This window comes from candidate division WOR-3 bacterium (genome assembly GCA_016867815.1).
In the GTDB taxonomy this organism is placed as follows: domain Bacteria; phylum Hydrothermota; class Tepidihabitantia; order Tepidihabitantales; family Tepidihabitantaceae; genus UBA2258.
The window spans coordinates 25544-40899 of record VGIR01000008.1 but is presented as its reverse complement, the minus strand read 5'-3'; the positions used below and the strand labels follow the sequence as shown (position 1 = coordinate 40899).

Below are 15356 nucleotides of genomic sequence, written 5' to 3'. Positions count from 1 at the left end.
CGAAATCAAAGCCCCCGGCTCTGCAGGCCGGGGGCTTCAGCTTTGGGACCGGCTACCGGGCCGGAGCGGCGCCGAACTCTCTGACTTTGATGCCGATGGCGCCGACGAGGCCGAGAATCTCCGCCTGCTCGCTCAACTCGCCCTGCGCGAGTTTCAGGTGCAGGGCGCTGGCCGGGAACTCGCCAAAGGTCGCGTCAACCGGTATCCACTTCCCGACGTAGACCTCGTTCCAGGCGTGGTAGTAGAACGCCCCGTTCATGTAGAGAAGACCCACTGCGGTCTGCGTCGGGATGCCGGCGGCCCGGGCAAGCGCGGCGAACAGGACCGCGTGCTCGTTGCAGTCGCCCTTCATGGTCTTGAGCACGTCGAGCGCGTTCGGGAATGACGCAGTCGGCTGTTTCTCTACCACGGTGAAGACCCAGGAGACCAGCTTGCGCGCGGCGGCCACGCCGTCCTTCTCGTCGCCAATCGCCTCCTTCAGCTTGGCCTTCACCTCGGGCGCGTCGGACTGGATTGTGACCGAGGGCTGCAGATACTCACTCTCGGCGGCGATGGGCAGCGCCACCGGCTCGGTGGGCAGCTCCGGCGTATTGATCTGGACCAGCAGCGGGTTGGTACTCAAGACCTGTTGTCCCGGCCCGCTCAACGCATATTGCTTCGGGTCAATCCCCTCGATTTCCAGCTTCAGAGAACTGACCTTCGCTCCATCCGGGATGCTCGTGTCGACGGGTACGCGGAACATCGTCAGTACGTCGAGCTTCTGGCCCTCCGGTTCGGCCTTGAGCACCTGGTCGGCGGCGGTCCGCTCCGACCTGATGCCCGGCGCTGACGCTTCGACAATCGCCATGCCTTTGTCGTCAACCCAGGATGTCACCGTGGACTTGGCCATCCTGGTCGTGAACTTGAGCGCGTCGTACTCCTGGCCCCCGGCCTTGACCTTCTCCCGGCCGAGAACCTTCACCTGGGCCAGCGAAACGCCCATAACCGCCGCATCGAAGACCGGCACCTGGTAGGTCGAGTCCTTGAGCAGCTTCCGGACCACAACGTACCTGCCCAGTGCGGAGGAAGGATAGACCGGACCTGCCACGGTGAGGCTCCGTTCTTCGCTGCCTCCCGGGGCTTCGACCCACAGCGTGTCACCCACGACCCGGCCCCTGACGCCGAACGACCGGTCCTGCGAAGAGAAAGTGAAGGTGAAGCTCTGCAGGGCAAGGTCCGGACCGGTGTACGCTTCCGAATGGGATTGAACCCGCTGCTCTTTGCCCTGCATCGCCAGGGTCATCCTTATGTAGCTCTCGAACCGGTAACCGTCGGGATGCTGGTCGAAGCGGTAGACGGAGTAGCCGACTTTCTGTCCCTGAATGGTAGAGGACAACCAGGTCTCGGCGCTGTCCGATCCCGGTTTGGGCGCCATTGCGCCGCCGCATCCGGCTGCCAGTGCCAAAGCAACGAAAAGGATGGTCAGGTTTCTCATGTTATGAGAGTAATGCAGCCGGATTCGGCTGTCAAACCGCGTCGTTCCCTACCGGCTGCTTGACAACGGAAGGCCCAGCGCTACAATTCCCGCCGTCCAATGCTGACATTTCGCGGCGGTGTCCATCCCCGTGAGGACAAGGAAGCTACCGAACACAAGTCCGTAGAGGTGCTTCCCCTGCCTGCACGGGTCTTCATTCCGTTGTCTCAGCACACCGGCGCGCCCTCGAAAGCGGTCGTCGCGAAGGGCAGCCTGGTGAAGACCGGTACGCTTATCGGCGAGCCGGCCGGCCGCATCTCCGCTGCCACCCACGCTTCGGTCTCCGGCACCGTCGCCGACGTCTCCGACCTGCCTCACCCGCTGACCGGCCGCCGCGGCCCTACAGTAGTCATCGACTCGGACGGCGCGGACACGCCGGATGACGCACTCGGGGAGCGCGACTATTCGGGGTTCACGAATGAACAGATAGTGGAAACCCTGCGCCTCTCCGGAGTCGTCGGCCTGGGCGGCGCGGCCTTCCCGACCTACTTCAAACTCACACCGCCCAAAGAGAAACCGATTGACACCCTGCTCATCAACGGCTGCGAATGCGAGCCCTTCCTGACCGCTGACCATCGGCTGATGCTGGAACAGCCGGCCGAGATGGTCGAAGGCGTGAAGATCATGTCCAGAGTGCTCGGGGTCCAGAATGTCATGATAGTCATCGAGGACAACAAGCCCGATGCTGTAGCGACGATGACTTCCGCGGCCGCCTCATCCGGATTCAAGGTCAGGAAACTCAGGACCAAGTACCCGCAGGGCGCGGAAAAGCAGCTCATCAAGGCCTGCCTCAAGCGCGAGGTGCCGTCCGGGGGACTACCGATGGACGTCGGTTGCGTGGTGCAGAACGTCGGCACTGCGCTGGCGGTACGGGACGCGCTCCGCCTCAATCGACCCCTTTACGAGCGGGTTACGACCGTGACCGGCCCAGCCATCAAGGAGCCGAAGAACCTGCGCGTCCGGATCGGCACGCCGGTGAAGGAGCTGCTTCAATTCTGCGGCGGGTATGCGGCCGAGGTCGGCAAGCTCATCATGGGCGGGCCGATGATGGGTATCGCGGTCAGCACCGACGAGGTACCGGTGCTGAAGGGCACATCCGGTGTGCTCGTGCTCGACCGGGCGGCTACCGTCTTCGATGAGCACGACTGCATCCGCTGCGGCCGCTGCATCGAGGCCTGCCCGATGGGCCTGGCGCCGCAGCGCCTGAACAACCTGATCCGGCGCGGCCAGCTCGAGGCGGCCAAGGCCGAGCACGTGAAGGACTGCATCGAATGCGGGTGCTGCGCCTACGCCTGCCCGGCAAAGATCCGGTTGGTGCACCAGTTCAAGTACGCCAAGTCCGAACTCGCGGCAATGGAGCGCAAGTGAGCACAGACCCGAAGGTCAAGGCTGAGGCTGAGGTTAAGGCAGAGGCAAAGGAAACCGGTCTGCCTCCGTCCTCAACCTCAACCTTAACCTCTCCTCTCGTCGTTGCCGCTTCGCCGCACGTCCGTTCCCAGGCATCGGTCAGCCGGATCATGTGGGTCGTGGCGATTGCTCTGCTCCCGGCTCTCGGCGGCTCGGTCTACTTCTTCGGACTCAAGTCTCTCCTGCTCGTCGCCATCTCAGTCGCCTCCTCGATGCTCTTCGATGCATTGACGCAGCGGGCGTTCGGCCGCAAGCCGACGCCGTTCGACGGCTCGGCAGCAGTAACCGGACTGCTGCTGGCCTACAATCTCCCGCCCGGGGTCCCGCTCTGGATGCCGGTAGTCGGTGCCGCCTTCGCCACCGTCGTGGTCAAGCAGTTCTTCGGTGGGCTCGGCCACAACTTCATCAACCCGGCCCTGGCAGCCCGGGCGTTCCTCATGGTTTCGTGGCCCACCCACATGACCACTATGTGGCTCAAGCCCTTCGGCACCGCGCCACTCTCCGGAATTGACGCCGTCTCGGGCGCGACGCCGCTCGCCTTTGTCCGCCGCGCCGCCGAGTTGGTTCCCCAGGGCATGGACCTGAACGAATTGCTTCGCCAAGCCAACTCCCTGGCTGAACTGAAGCGACTCTTCCTCGGCAACATCGGCGGCTGTCTCGGCGAGACCTCGGCACTGCTCCTCCTCATCGGCGCTCTCTTCCTGATCATCATCCGCGTCGTCGACTGGCGAATTCCGGTTGCCTATATCGGTACGGTCATCGTCCTCGCGCTCGTCCTGCCCAACAACCCCATGACCTACTCCTTCCACGTGCTTTCCGGCGGCATCATCCTCGGTGCGTTCTTCATGGCCACCGACTACGTGACTTCCCCGGTCACCGGCAAGGGCCGCATCATCTTCGGCATCGGCTGCGGCCTCATCACCATGCTCATCCGGCTCTACGGCGGATACCCGGAGGGCTGCTCCTACTCAATCCTGCTGATGAACGTGGCAACGCCGCTCATCGACCGCCTGACCAGGCCGCGCCTGTTCGGCGCTGTGAAGAAGACGAAGGCGGCGAAGTGAACAGCCGCACCTGGATGGTTGTCTCGCTTCTCATCACCTGTTTGGTTGCGGCATTTGCCCTGTCACAGGTCTACTCCGTCACCAAGCCCAAGATTGAGCAGCAGAAGGCCGACGCGACCAGGTCGGCGCTCAGTCAGGCCCTGCCGGCTGCGCAGACCTTTAAGGAAGTGGAGCAGGACTCGCTCTGGTACGGACTCGACGCCGCCGGCGCCAAGGTCGGCATCGTGGTTCGGTCAGGCGCGCGCGGGTACGGCGGGCCCGTTCCGGTGCTCATCGCCCTCGACCTCACCGGGCGCATCAGCGGCATCAAAGTGGAAGACCTGAAGGAGACTCCGGGACTTGGCCTTAAGGCACGCGAAGACTGGTTCGCTCGGCAGTTCCTCGGGCTCGACTCAACCGTGTCGCTGAAGAAGGAGGCGGGCACGATTGACGCCATCTCCGGCGCCACGATTACTTCCCGGGCCGCAGCTTCGGGCGTAGCCCAGACTATCCGCAAGTACTCGGAGCACCTCAAGCCATGACCAGCAAGAAACCATCGCGCCTCGGATTCCTGGTCAACCCGATAGTCCGCGAGAACGCGGTCCTTATCCTGATGATCGGCCTCTGCCCGGTCCTGGCCACGTCGACCTCGGCCCGCGATGCGCTCGGCATGTCCGCCGCTGCGTCATTCGTGCTGATCTTCTCGAACGTTGTCGTGGCGCTGGTGCGCAAGTTCGTCCAGCCGACCATCCGCATCCCGATTTTCATAATCATCATCTCCACCTTCGTGACCATCATCGACTACGTGCTCCAGGCCTACCAACCCTCGCTCTACCAGGTGTTGGGCGTATTCGTACCGCTGATTGTCGTCAACTGCATCATCCTCGGCCGGGCCGAGGCGTTCGCCTACGGCCACGGTGTCTTCGACTCCTTCCTCGATGGCCTCGGCAACTCGCTCGGGTTCACGCTCGTGCTGGTCGTCCTCGGATCCCTCCGCGAGTTCTTCGCGGTCGGCACGGTCTTCGGGTACGTCGTTACCCCGGCCTGGTACCGTAGCGCGCCGATGCTGTTCATGATCTTCCCGCCCGGTGCGTTCCTGCTCATCGGCATCCTCAAGGCATTGGTGGCCAAGTTCAAACTGGACAAGAGGTAGCCTGTGAAAGACCTTACCATGATCTTCATCGGGGCATTCCTGGTGAACAACATCCTGCTGATGCGGTTCATCGCGCTCTGCTCCTTCTTCGGGGTTTCGACTTCCATGGACACGTCGGTCGGCATGAGCGCGGCGGTCGTGTTCGTCACGATGCTGGCGACCTGGGTCTGCTGGGTCCTCTGGCACGGCGTCCTGCTGCCGCTCGGCCTCGAGTTCCTTCGCACCGCGGTATTCATCCTCGTCATCGCCGGGCTCGTACAGTTCGTCGAGATGTTCCTCAAGAAGTACGTGCGCGGCCTTTACTCAGCCATGGGCATCTACCTGCCGCTCATCACCACCAACTGCGCCATCCTCGCGGTCACCTTCCTCAACGTCGACTACGGGTACAACCTGCTGCAGGCGACCATCTACGCACTGGGCGTGGGCGGCGGCTACTCGCTCGCCATCATCCTGTTCGCCGCCATCCGCGAGCGGCTGGAGGACTCGCCGATCTCACCTGCATTCCGCGGGTATCCCATTGCCTTCGTCGGCGCGTCGCTCATCTCCCTCGCCTTCCTCGGGTTTGCCAACCTCTTTGGGATCTCAGCCTGACGCATGATTGACTGGGGCATGGTCATCCGGGCGCTGGCCGTGCTGGGCGGCGCCGGCCTGCTCATTGCCGTCCTGTTACTCGTCGCCTCGGTCAAGCTGGCCGTCAAGGTGGACGAACGCGAGGCCGCGGTCCGGGCTGTGCTGCCCGGGGCTAACTGCGGTGCCTGCGGCTTCCCCGGCTGTGACGGCTACGCTGCCGCGGTTGCATCGGGCTCGGCGGAACTGAACAAGTGCTCGGTGGGCGGCGCCAATGTCGCCCGCAGCATCGGCGAGATCATGGGTCAGGAGGCTGGAGCGGTCGAACCCAAGGTTGCAGTCCTTATCTGCCGCGGCGGGAAGGACGTGGCCCCGGCCCGCTTCCAGTACAAGGGCGCTGCGGATTGCCGGGCGGCCGCCCTGCTCCTCGGCGGTCCCAAGGCATGCGTCTACGGATGCGTCGGTCTCGGCCACTGTGCCCGGATCTGTCCGTTCGGCGCCATCACCATGGGCGGCAACAACCTGCCCGTCATCGACGAGAAGAAGTGCACCGGCTGCGGCAACTGCGTGCGCGGCTGCCCCAAGAACACGCTCCTGCTCGTCCGCCGCAGCAAGCTCGTCATTCTCGCCTGCGTCTCTCACGACAAAGGCAGGGCGGTGAAAGACGTCTGCAAAGTCGGCTGTACCGCCTGCGGTCTCTGCGTCAAAGTCTGCCCGGCCGGTGCCCTGACGATGGTTAGCAACCTGCCGGTGATGGACTTCGCCAAGTGCATCGACTGCGGCATCTGCGTCCACAAGTGCCCGACCCGGTCCTTCATCGACCGCGCCCCGGGTCGGCCCAAGGCGGTCATCAACCCCAAGTGCGACGGCTGTCAGGCCTGTGTGAAAGCCTGCCCGTTCAAGGCGATTGAGGGCGAAGCCGGCAGCCAGCACAAGGTCGCTGCCGACAAGTGCATCGGCTGCGGCGAGTGCCGCAAGGTCTGCCCGGCCGGCGCCATCGACCTGGTCGGCGCGCTCGGCCATTCGCACCGGGGACCCGGGGGATAGAGAGCAAAGGGAGAGAGGTCCCGACACCCGCTCCCCTGTCTCTTGACCCTCGTCCTTTCTCATCTTCTCCATTTGACATCTCCCAGTCCATTGTTAATATCGTCTGCCGGACACGGGGGACCTGCGCCCGGCGACAGACAAGACAAGGTCCTGAAACCGCTTGAGAAACGTGCGCGTGGTCCACGTGTGTATACGCCTGAGCAGACCGCAGGCTGGTCCCGTACCGAATCCCAAGCAAGAAACGACCGGAGGAACGAAATGGCAAAGCGCATATTCGTGGGCAACCTGCCCTTCAGCGCTACCGAAGACCAGCTGCGCGGACTGTTCGGCGCGCACGGGGAAGTCTCATCCGTGAACATCATCACCGACAAGTTCACGAACCGCTCGCGCGGGTTCGCGTTCGTCGAGATGAGCGATGACGCGGCAGCGGGCGCGGCAATCGCGGCCCTGAACCAGTACCAGCTCGACGGCCGGGCCCTGACCGTCAACGAAGCCCGCGAGCGGACCGAAGGCGGTCCGCGCGGCGGGTTCGGCGGCCCGGGACGCGGTGGCCCGAGACGCGGTGGCCGCGACGACCAGAAGCGCGACTTCAACCGTCCGCGCTGGTAGTTCTCGCCAGTTCTCAAGCGGGCGGGCTCAGGCCCGCCCGCGCTCTTTGGGCTGTCCCCCCAAACCGACACTCGCGCCACGAAAGCACGAAGGGCACGAAACGAAACGGCGCTGCATGTTACGAATCCGTTTCACTCCAGTTTCGTGTCTTCGTGGCCAACCATTCGGATTCGTGATCCCCGGCCGCTGTTGACTTTCACCCACTCGCCCCTAAGATACAGTGGTTAGAGCTTTCAATCGATTCAACTGAACCACCGGAGGTCGCGCCTATGAAAGTGATCGAATCGGGCACGGGCGAGCTGTTCCAGCCGCCTGACCCGGATGGCTTCCGCGAGTGGGTCCACACGCGGAAGAACACGAAGATGGTGGACAAAGTCATGACCGAGCAGGATGCGGTCGCGAAGTTCATTGCCGACGGGGACTACATCGGCACCGAACTCTACGGCACGGTGCGTGCTCCCATGTCTCTGGTCCGCGAAGCGATCCGCCAGGGCAAGAAGCACTTGCGCGTGGCCGGCCAGGGCATCCACGAGATTGACCTCCTGCTGGCCGCCGACCTGGTCGACACCCTCGACATCACCTACATCGCCTGGGAAGTCTACGGCATCTCCTCCTGCCTGCGCCGCGCCGTCGAGTCCGGCCGGGTCAAGACCACCGACTGGTCCAACGGCGGCATCACCTGGCGGTTCAAAGCCGCGGCCATGGGCGTACCGTTCCTCCCTATCCGCTCCATGCTCGGTACCGACACCTTCAAGTACTCCGCTGCCAAGGCAGTTGAGGACCCGTTCACCGGCAAGCCGGTCTGCCTGGTTCCGGCGCTCTTCCTCGACGTGGGCCTGATTCATGTACACAAAGCGGACAAGTTCGGCAACTGTCGGGTCGAGGGCATCTCCGGGTTCGTCCACGAGATGTCCCGCGCCTCCAAGAAACTCATCGTCTCGGCCGAGGAGATCGTCTCGACAGATGAAATCCGGAAGTACCCGGAACAGACGGTCATCCCCTATTACCTCGTCGACGCCGTGGTCGAGGCCAAGTACGGGTCTCATCCCGGCGAGATGTGCTACCGCTACTGGCGTGACGGCGAGCATCTGCAGGCGTTTCTCAAAGACTCGGCCGACCCGGCCAAGACCAGGGCCTATCTCGACAAGTGGGTCTACGGCCCGAAGAACCACAACGACTACGTGAACCTGGTCGGCATGGACCAACTCAGGAAGCTCGAAGCGGAAATCGGAGGCCGGTAATGGCAGCCTACAACGAATCCGAATTCCTCATCTGCCTCGCCTCCAAGCTGATGGAAGACGGCACCACCGCCTTCGTCGGCACGGGTATCCCGATGCTGGCCGGCGCTTTGGCCAAACGGATGCACGCCCCGAACCTCGTCCCCATCTTCGAGTTCGGCGGCACCGGCGCGTCCCTTGAGAAGTTGCCGCTCGGCGTCGGCGACTCCCGCACGTTCCACCGGGCGGTTGCCGCCTCCGGCATCTGCGACATCATGGAGACCGCGACCCGGGGATTCATCGAGTACGGCTTCCTCGGCGGCGCCCAGATCGACGCCTTCGGCAACCTGAACACGACCGTCATCGGCAAGTACTGGCCGCCCAAAGTCAGGCTGCCGGGTTCCGGGGGCGCCAACGACGTCGCCTCCTTCTGCTGGAAGACCATCGTCATCATGCGCAAGCACGATGCGCGTTCCTTTGTCCCCAAAGTGGACTTCATCACCACGCCCGGCTACCTCACCGGCCCGGGCGCGCGCGAGAAAGCCGGGCTCCCTCCCGGCGCCGGCCCCTATCGGGTGGTCACCAACATGGCGTTGATGGACTTCGAGCCGACCTCCAAGCGCATGCGCCTCATCGCCACTCATCCCGGAGTCAAGGCGGAGGACGTGGTGAAGGCCACCGGGTTCGAGCTGCTCGTGGCCGACAAGGTCGGCGTCAATCCCGAGCCGACCGAGAAGGAACTCCGGCTGCTGCGCGAAGAAATAGACAAGGACAAGTACTACATCTAGGAGAAGCACGAATGACGAAGTGCGAAATCCGAATTCGGAAACAGGCCCTGGAGCCAGTGTGATACTGGCGGAACGGTACCTCAAGTTCCGAGCCGAGGCGCGCGAGTTTGCCCGCACCCACGTCGCCCCGCGGGCGACGATGCACGACCTGACCGGCGAGTTCGTGAAGGAGAACGTCCGGGAACTGGCCGAACGCGGCTGGCTCGGCATCCTCTGGCCCAAAGAGCTCGGCGGCATGGGACTCGACTATCAGACCTACGTCATTGCCGTGGAGGAAGTCTCCCGGGCCTGCGCCTCGACCGGCCTGACCCTCGCCGCCCACACCTCACTCGGCACCTACCCCATCTACAAGTTCGGCACAACCGAGCAGAAGGAACGGTACATCCCGAGGCTTGCCGCCGGCGACTATCTGGGCGCGTTCGGCCTGACCGAGCCCAACGCCGGCTCGGATGCCGCGGGCATCGAGTCGTCCGCAAAGAAGACCGACCAGGGCTTTCTCATCAACGGCAGCAAGCGGTACATCACCTCGGCCAGCTACGCCGGCACCGTCATCGTCGCCGCTTCGCTCGACCGCAAGCTCGGCCGCAAAGGCATCACCTGCTTCATCGTTGAAACCAAGACCCCGGGATTCAAGGTCCCATCGGTCGAGAACAAGCTGGGACTGAAAGGCTCGGACACCGCCGAGCTCGTCTTCGAAGACATGCTGGTGCCGCTCGACAGCGTCCTGGGCAAGGAGTACGACGGGTACCGCATCTTCATGGAGACGCTCGACGGCGGCCGCATCTCCATCGGCGCCTTCTGCCTCGGCATGGCCCAGTGCGCCCTCGACACGATGATCACGTGGTTCAAGGACCGTGAGATGTCCCAGCTCGCATCCAAGGCGCTGGCCGACGTCGCGGTCCAGGTCGAGGCGGCGCGGCTCCTCGTCTACAACGCGGCCCAGATCAAAGACACCGGCGTGCGCGTGGACAAAGAGTGCGCCTTTGCCAAGCTCTTCGCCTCCGAGGTGGCGATGTTCGCCTGCGGCACGGCGATCGACGCCATCGGCCCGCTGGCGATCACCGACGACATGCCGGTCGCCCGCGCCTACCGCGACGCCAAGCTCGGCGAGATCGGCGAAGGCACGTCCGAGGTCATGCGCATGATTATCGCCAAAGATGTAATCAAAGAAGCCAAAGAAGCCTGCTAGAAAGAACCAAGCTCGAATGACGAAGCTCGAAATCCGATTGAAGCTCGAAGCGCGGAGAATGACGAATTCGGTCATTCGGACTTCGGGCTTGAATCGTCATTCGGGCTTCGGACTTCGAGTTTTGTACACAGCCAATACTGCTTTTCTCCCCAGGAGGTATCGATGGAACTAAGCTACACTAATGACCAGATGATGGTCCGCAACATGGCAAGAGAGTTCGCCACCAAGGAACTCGAACCCAGGGCCGCCGAGATCGACGAAAAGGGTGAGTTCCCGCACGACACCATCAAGAAGATGGCCGAACTGGGCCTGCTCTCGATGACCATCCCCGAAAAGTACGGCGGGGCCGCGTTCGACTTCCTCTCGCTCGCGCTCGCCGTCGAAGAGATCTCCCGCGGCTGCGGTTCCACCGGTGTCATCACTGCGGTCCACAACTCGCTCGCCTGCTGGCCCATCACCAACTGGGGAACCGATGCCCAGAAAGAGAAGTACCTGCCGCGGATGGCGACCGGTGAGCTGCTCGGCGCGTTCGCTCTGACCGAGCCCAACGCCGGGTCCGACCCGGCCGCCATGGAAACCACGGCCGTGCTCAAAGGCGACAAGTACATCCTCAACGGCTCCAAGCGCTTCATCACCAACGGCGGCGTGGCCAAGGTCTTCCTCGTCTTTGCCAAGACCGATCCGGCCGCCGGCACCAAGGGCATCACCGCCTTCATCGTCGACCGCGACGCCAAAGGCTTCTCGCTCGGTAAACACGAGAACCTGCTCGGCCTCAGGGGCACCGCCAACTGCGAGCTGATGTTCGACGACTGTGAAGTGCCGGTCGAAAACGTCCTCGGCCAGGTCGGGCAGGGCTTCAAGGTCGCCCTCGGCACGCTCGACGTCTCGAGAATCGACATCGGCGCCCAGGCAGTAGGTATCGCCCAGTCGGCGATGGAAAAGGCGATCGCCTACTCCAAAGAACGGAAGCAGTTCGGCAAGCCCATCTGCGACTTCCAGATGATCCAGGGCAAGATTGCCGACATGGCCTGCCGGACCATGGCCGCGCGACTCCTCGTCTACTACGCCGCCCACCAGAAAGACTCGGGCAAGACCAGGTTCAACCTCGAGTCGGCGATGTGCAAACTCTTCGCCGCCGAGACCGCGGTCGAGGTCACCCGCGAAGCGCTCCAGATCTACGGCGGGTACGGCTACACCAAAGACTACCCGGTCGAGCGCTACTTCCGCGATGCCAAGTGCATGGAAATCTACGAAGGCACCTCCGAAGTCCAGCGCATCGTCATCGCCCGCACCATGCTCGGGTAACGACTCTCATCTGCACAGAGCGGGAGGCCTCACGCCTCCCGCTTTCTTCATGCGGGTCACCCGTCCGCGGACCACTCCTGAGAAACCGGAGACCAGACTTGTGAACCACGGATGGACACAGATTAACGCAGATGTCTCGATCTCAGCCTCACCCTTCACCTTCCCTTCGACCTCAACCTCAGCCTCGATCATTCCTTGCACGCGGCGTTGTGTCTCGCGAAGTATCCCTCGTTGTTCGTTACGAAGTAGCGGCAGTCCTATCGCTCGCTGCGTATTCGCTTGCGTCAGCCGTTACGTCACTCGTTCTGTCTCGACCTGAACCTCGACCTCAATCCTGACCTCTATCGTTCGCTGTACCGCGCGTTCTTCGTGAAGTCGTACCGGTCGTTGTTCCGGCAGATGTTCACGATGTTGTTCGGCTCGATTTTCGAGTCGATGTTCGCGCAGTTGTGTGTTCGGATGGATCCCGCGCTGTGTCGGCCGATGCTACCCCCCAGGCGGCCCGTGGGCCGACCACTCCCCGGCGGAATTGTGGTCGGGCGGCCAGCCCATGCTACCAGTTGTATGCCACCGAGGAGGCACTTCCGATGACAAGAGGGGATCAGTCCCCAGAGGGATACGACGGTCTCCGCAGCTGGTTGAAGGAATCGGCAGATGAACAGACCGCCTCCATGGGTCATAAGACCCGTATTGTCGGCAGGTTGAGACCTGGCGTGGGGCGGGCAATTCAAGGGTAGGGGTCATGGGGGGTACTGCTACCCCCGGTGCGGACCTCGGTCCTTCACCCGCAACAGATACCGCACCGGCCTGGAGAACGGCGCCTGCTCCTGCACTCGCTGCTGTCCCTTGAGCGGCCTCTGCTCCGGCCCCGGCTCCTCCAGCCGCAGCGGCACCCGCTCCGGTCCCCGCTCCTTCCTCCTGAGCGGCCTCCGCTCCCCCTCATGCAACAGTCACCGCTCCTGCACCCGCTGCGGCCCTCGCTCCTGTCTCCGCAGAAGGCCCCGCTCCGGTGTCTGCAACTGCCCCCGGAACAGCGGCCGCACTTAGGACAGGCCTTGCCCCGGCCAGCCCGCCTAGCGGCCCTCGACCACGGCCCGCGACTTGACAGAGTGTCTTTCAGGATGTCCTCGCCGGTGTCTTCTGCGGCAACAACGTCGCTGAGTCTGCAGATGAGTTCGACCCTGACTTCGCCGACACGTTCGCCACTGACCTAGTCGCTGGGTCCGTCGCAGTCACGTTGACATTCGTCTGAGCAGAGGTATCCTTTGGACGTGAAACAACGGCCGCTGCTCTACGTCGAAACCTCGGTCTTCGGGTTCTACTTCGACCCCGAGCCGCGGAACGCAGAGCGACGTGAGGCCGTGACAAAGATGTTCGAGCAAGTTCGCCTGGGGATTCTGGATGCGGCGACCTCGCCGTTGACATTCACCGAACTCGACCGGGCTGCTGAGCCGCGCCGGTCGGAGCTTATCAACCTATTGAGCAGCGTACGGCTGGTGTCCGCGGACAGAGACGAGGTAGGGCGTCTTGCCGCAGCCTACCTTCGGGATCGCGTAGTCCCAGAGCGGTTTGCCGAAGACGCCGAGCATGTCGCCTATGCGACTGTATGCAAGGCCGACGTGCTGGTATCACTCAACCTGCGACACCTGGCCAATGAGTGGGCGGAGCGGCGGGTGTGCGCCGTGAATCGGCGCGAGGGATACCAGCAGCTGAGCATCAGGACACCTGAGGAGGTGCTGGAGTATGAAGACTGACGGGAACGACTGGCTCGACTGGCTCCATCGAATCAGAGAGGAATCGGAAGCCGAGCGCCGGCGTCAGGGCAAGACCATCGCCGAGTGGCTCGCGCGTGCGGAGGAAACGGCGGACAGAGTCGAACGGGAGATAGCAGCCACGGCCTCCCCCGTCGCCCGCGACAACCCGCCGAAGGACAGTCAGCCGTGAACTGCAGGCCTTCGGCCGTCCAACCTCCGCCGATTTGACACCCCGGCCCGCGAATCCTAGAATCCTGTCGTGCTGGACATTGAGAGGTTCTGGAATGAGCATTTTGGCGGCTGAACCACAGGCCATCGGCGTCAGCTTCGACGCCGACACCATGTGGGTTGACCTCGCTGACGGGAGGCGGCTGGGCGTGCCTCTGGCCTACTTTCCGCGCCTGCTGAGAGCGACTCCGGCGCAGCGGCAGCGCTGTGTCATAGGTGGGAGCGGCATTGGGCTTCACTGGGACGACCTCGACGAGGATATCCTGGTGTCGGGTCTGCTCCACGGCGTGGGAGACCGGACTCGCAGCGAGCAACCCGAGAGCGCGGTTGCCCGCGACCGCAAGTCCCAGGCTTAGTCAGCACCGCAGGAGTTAGGGACAGGCACCTCATTGCGGGAAGCTCCCGCGAGGCAATGAGAATTGGCACGGGCGTAGCCCGCGGACTTCAAGCCACGAGCAGCAAGCTAGCTCAAGCGCAAGCTCAAGCCGGCTGACCGCTTCCTGCCACTCGACCCTGGGATCACTTGATCCCTCTACCGTCTCCCCTTCCATTTGGCATCCCGGCCCGCGGTTACTTGACTGCTTCCCGCCCGGTTCTAGAATGCCGTAGTGGAGTTCGAGCCAAGCGCCCGGAACGGTAAGGAGCATTGACATGGCAGACGAGTATCCCGTGGGTTCAGGCGGCCGATACATCAAGCGCCACAGCGCCGATGATCCGCATGTGTACGATACCAGCGATCCCTACGTCGAGGATAGGGAAGGTCGTGGAAGGTGGCTGGTCGCGAGTATGCCGCTTTCGTTCCGACGGTTGATCGAGATCTATCGGACGCTTGAGTCGCAGGGCCGCAGTAAGCTCGCCGTGCTCTTCGTCCGCGAGCATCCGCAGGCCGTCGCTCCCCAAGAGGATGACGAGATTCCCGCTGACTTCGTTGACGACCTTTCCGAATTCGACGACAACCCGCCGGCATGGATACGGCGGCAGCAGGACAAACACCTGGGCCTGGTCGTCTGCTACGTCGATTCCACGGAACGCGATGACTGGGACATACCCAGCACGGCGCTCGTTTTCGCCGTCCCGTGGCCGGAGGGCAAAGATGAGCCGGAACGCACCGCGTGGCGCGTCCGGCTGCCCGGAGTGACCAGCGAGAGTCCGAACCGATCCGGCGGGTGCAAGGTACTGGGAGAGATGGAAGCCATCGGTCTGATCGGCGAGCTGCAGACCGTGCTCGCCGGGCCGATCATGGATTAGCGGCAGGCGCGGGCGTAGCCCGCTAGCCACAAGCCGCAAGCCGGTTTCACCCCAAGCCCCGCACCTTAGGGGCTACTCATCCCTCCGGGAAAACTGGGGACAGTCCCACGGAGCGCCAACGTCAAACTTGGCGCGGTACAGTCCCCGTTTCCCGCACGTGCACCTGTGACCCCTTGGGGTGAAACCACGCTCAAGCACAAGCACACCGCCAGCGCAAGCCCAAGCTCAAGCCCAAGCTGACCGCCTCCGGCGTTCCTTCTGGCCTGAGTCTCCACTTCTAGCTTCTTT

The 15356-nt window shown here is 63.4% G+C and carries 15 protein-coding genes and 2 pseudogenes; 16 read left to right on the top strand and 1 reads right to left on the bottom strand.

Features of this window, described 5'->3' with window-relative positions:
* Window positions 1–52 precede the first annotated feature (52 nt).
* Window positions 53–1474: a hypothetical protein gene (locus tag FJY68_02430; protein MBM3330692.1), complete on the bottom strand. Its 1422-nt coding sequence runs from the start codon at window positions 1472–1474 to the stop codon at window positions 53–55.
* A 99-nt stretch (window positions 1475–1573) separates the two neighbouring features.
* Here FJY68_02430 and rsxC point away from each other — a divergent pair, with 99 nt between their 5' ends.
* The 16 genes and pseudogenes from rsxC (at window position 1574) to FJY68_02350 (ending at window position 15068) form a co-directional block, all read left to right on the top strand.
* Entirely contained in the window at window positions 1574–2881 is a 1308-nt protein-coding gene (rsxC, locus tag FJY68_02425) for an electron transport complex subunit RsxC (GenBank protein MBM3330691.1), read from the top strand.
* Window positions 2785–3984: an RnfABCDGE type electron transport complex subunit D gene (locus FJY68_02420; protein MBM3330690.1), complete on the top strand. Its 1200-nt coding sequence runs from the start codon at window positions 2785–2787 to the stop codon at window positions 3982–3984. The genes rsxC and FJY68_02420 overlap by 97 nt, the downstream gene beginning before the upstream one ends.
* Window positions 3981–4505: an RnfABCDGE type electron transport complex subunit G gene (locus tag FJY68_02415; GenBank protein MBM3330689.1), complete on the top strand. Its 525-nt coding sequence runs from the start codon at window positions 3981–3983 to the stop codon at window positions 4503–4505. Before FJY68_02420 ends, FJY68_02415 begins: the two co-directional genes overlap by 4 nt.
* On the top strand, window positions 4502–5116 hold the full coding sequence (locus FJY68_02410) for an RnfABCDGE type electron transport complex subunit E (GenBank protein ID MBM3330688.1): 615 nt from the start codon (window positions 4502–4504) through the stop codon (window positions 5114–5116). Before FJY68_02415 ends, FJY68_02410 begins: the two co-directional genes overlap by 4 nt.
* A gap of 18 nt (window positions 5117–5134) precedes the next feature.
* Complete coding sequence (locus FJY68_02405; GenBank protein ID MBM3330687.1) at window positions 5135–5707, top strand: electron transport complex subunit RsxA; 573 nt, start codon at window positions 5135–5137, stop codon at window positions 5705–5707.
* Window positions 5708–5725: 18 nt separating this feature from the next.
* Window positions 5726–6730 (top strand): 4Fe-4S dicluster domain-containing protein, encoded by a 1005-nt coding sequence (locus tag FJY68_02400; protein MBM3330686.1) that lies wholly within the window; start codon window positions 5726–5728, stop codon window positions 6728–6730.
* A 258-nt stretch (window positions 6731–6988) separates the two neighbouring features.
* Window positions 6989–7339 carry an RNA-binding protein gene (locus FJY68_02395; GenBank protein ID MBM3330685.1) on the top strand — a complete coding sequence of 117 codons (351 nt, stop codon included), beginning with the start codon at window positions 6989–6991 and terminating at the stop codon, window positions 7337–7339.
* 269 nt (window positions 7340–7608) lie between these two features.
* Window positions 7609–8580 carry a CoA transferase subunit A gene (locus tag FJY68_02390; GenBank protein ID MBM3330684.1) on the top strand — a complete coding sequence of 324 codons (972 nt, stop codon included), beginning with the start codon at window positions 7609–7611 and terminating at the stop codon, window positions 8578–8580.
* Window positions 8580–9344 (top strand): 3-oxoacid CoA-transferase, encoded by a 765-nt coding sequence (locus FJY68_02385; protein ID MBM3330683.1) that lies wholly within the window; start codon window positions 8580–8582, stop codon window positions 9342–9344. Before FJY68_02390 ends, FJY68_02385 begins: the two co-directional genes overlap by 1 nt.
* A 100-nt stretch (window positions 9345–9444) precedes the next feature.
* Window positions 9445–10533, top strand: a pseudogene (locus tag FJY68_02380) (acyl-CoA dehydrogenase).
* A 162-nt stretch (window positions 10534–10695) separates the two neighbouring features.
* The gene (locus tag FJY68_02375) at window positions 10696–11838 is read left to right on the top strand and encodes an acyl-CoA dehydrogenase (protein ID MBM3330682.1); all 1143 of its coding nucleotides are present in this window, start codon (window positions 10696–10698) and stop codon (window positions 11836–11838) included.
* 850 nt (window positions 11839–12688) lie between these two features.
* Window positions 12689–12757, top strand: a pseudogene (locus FJY68_02370) (zinc ribbon domain-containing protein).
* Window positions 12758–13109: 352 nt separating this feature from the next.
* Window positions 13110–13592 carry a type II toxin-antitoxin system VapC family toxin gene (locus FJY68_02365; protein MBM3330681.1) on the top strand — a complete coding sequence of 161 codons (483 nt, stop codon included), beginning with the start codon at window positions 13110–13112 and terminating at the stop codon, window positions 13590–13592.
* Window positions 13582–13782: a hypothetical protein gene (locus FJY68_02360; protein ID MBM3330680.1), complete on the top strand. Its 201-nt coding sequence runs from the start codon at window positions 13582–13584 to the stop codon at window positions 13780–13782. Before FJY68_02365 ends, FJY68_02360 begins: the two co-directional genes overlap by 11 nt.
* A gap of 94 nt (window positions 13783–13876) precedes the next feature.
* The gene (locus tag FJY68_02355) at window positions 13877–14176 is read left to right on the top strand and encodes a DUF2442 domain-containing protein (GenBank protein ID MBM3330679.1); all 300 of its coding nucleotides are present in this window, start codon (window positions 13877–13879) and stop codon (window positions 14174–14176) included.
* Window positions 14177–14471: 295 nt separating this feature from the next.
* Window positions 14472–15068 (top strand): hypothetical protein, encoded by a 597-nt coding sequence (locus FJY68_02350; GenBank protein MBM3330678.1) that lies wholly within the window; start codon window positions 14472–14474, stop codon window positions 15066–15068.
* The last annotated feature ends 288 nt before the right edge of the window (window positions 15069–15356 follow it).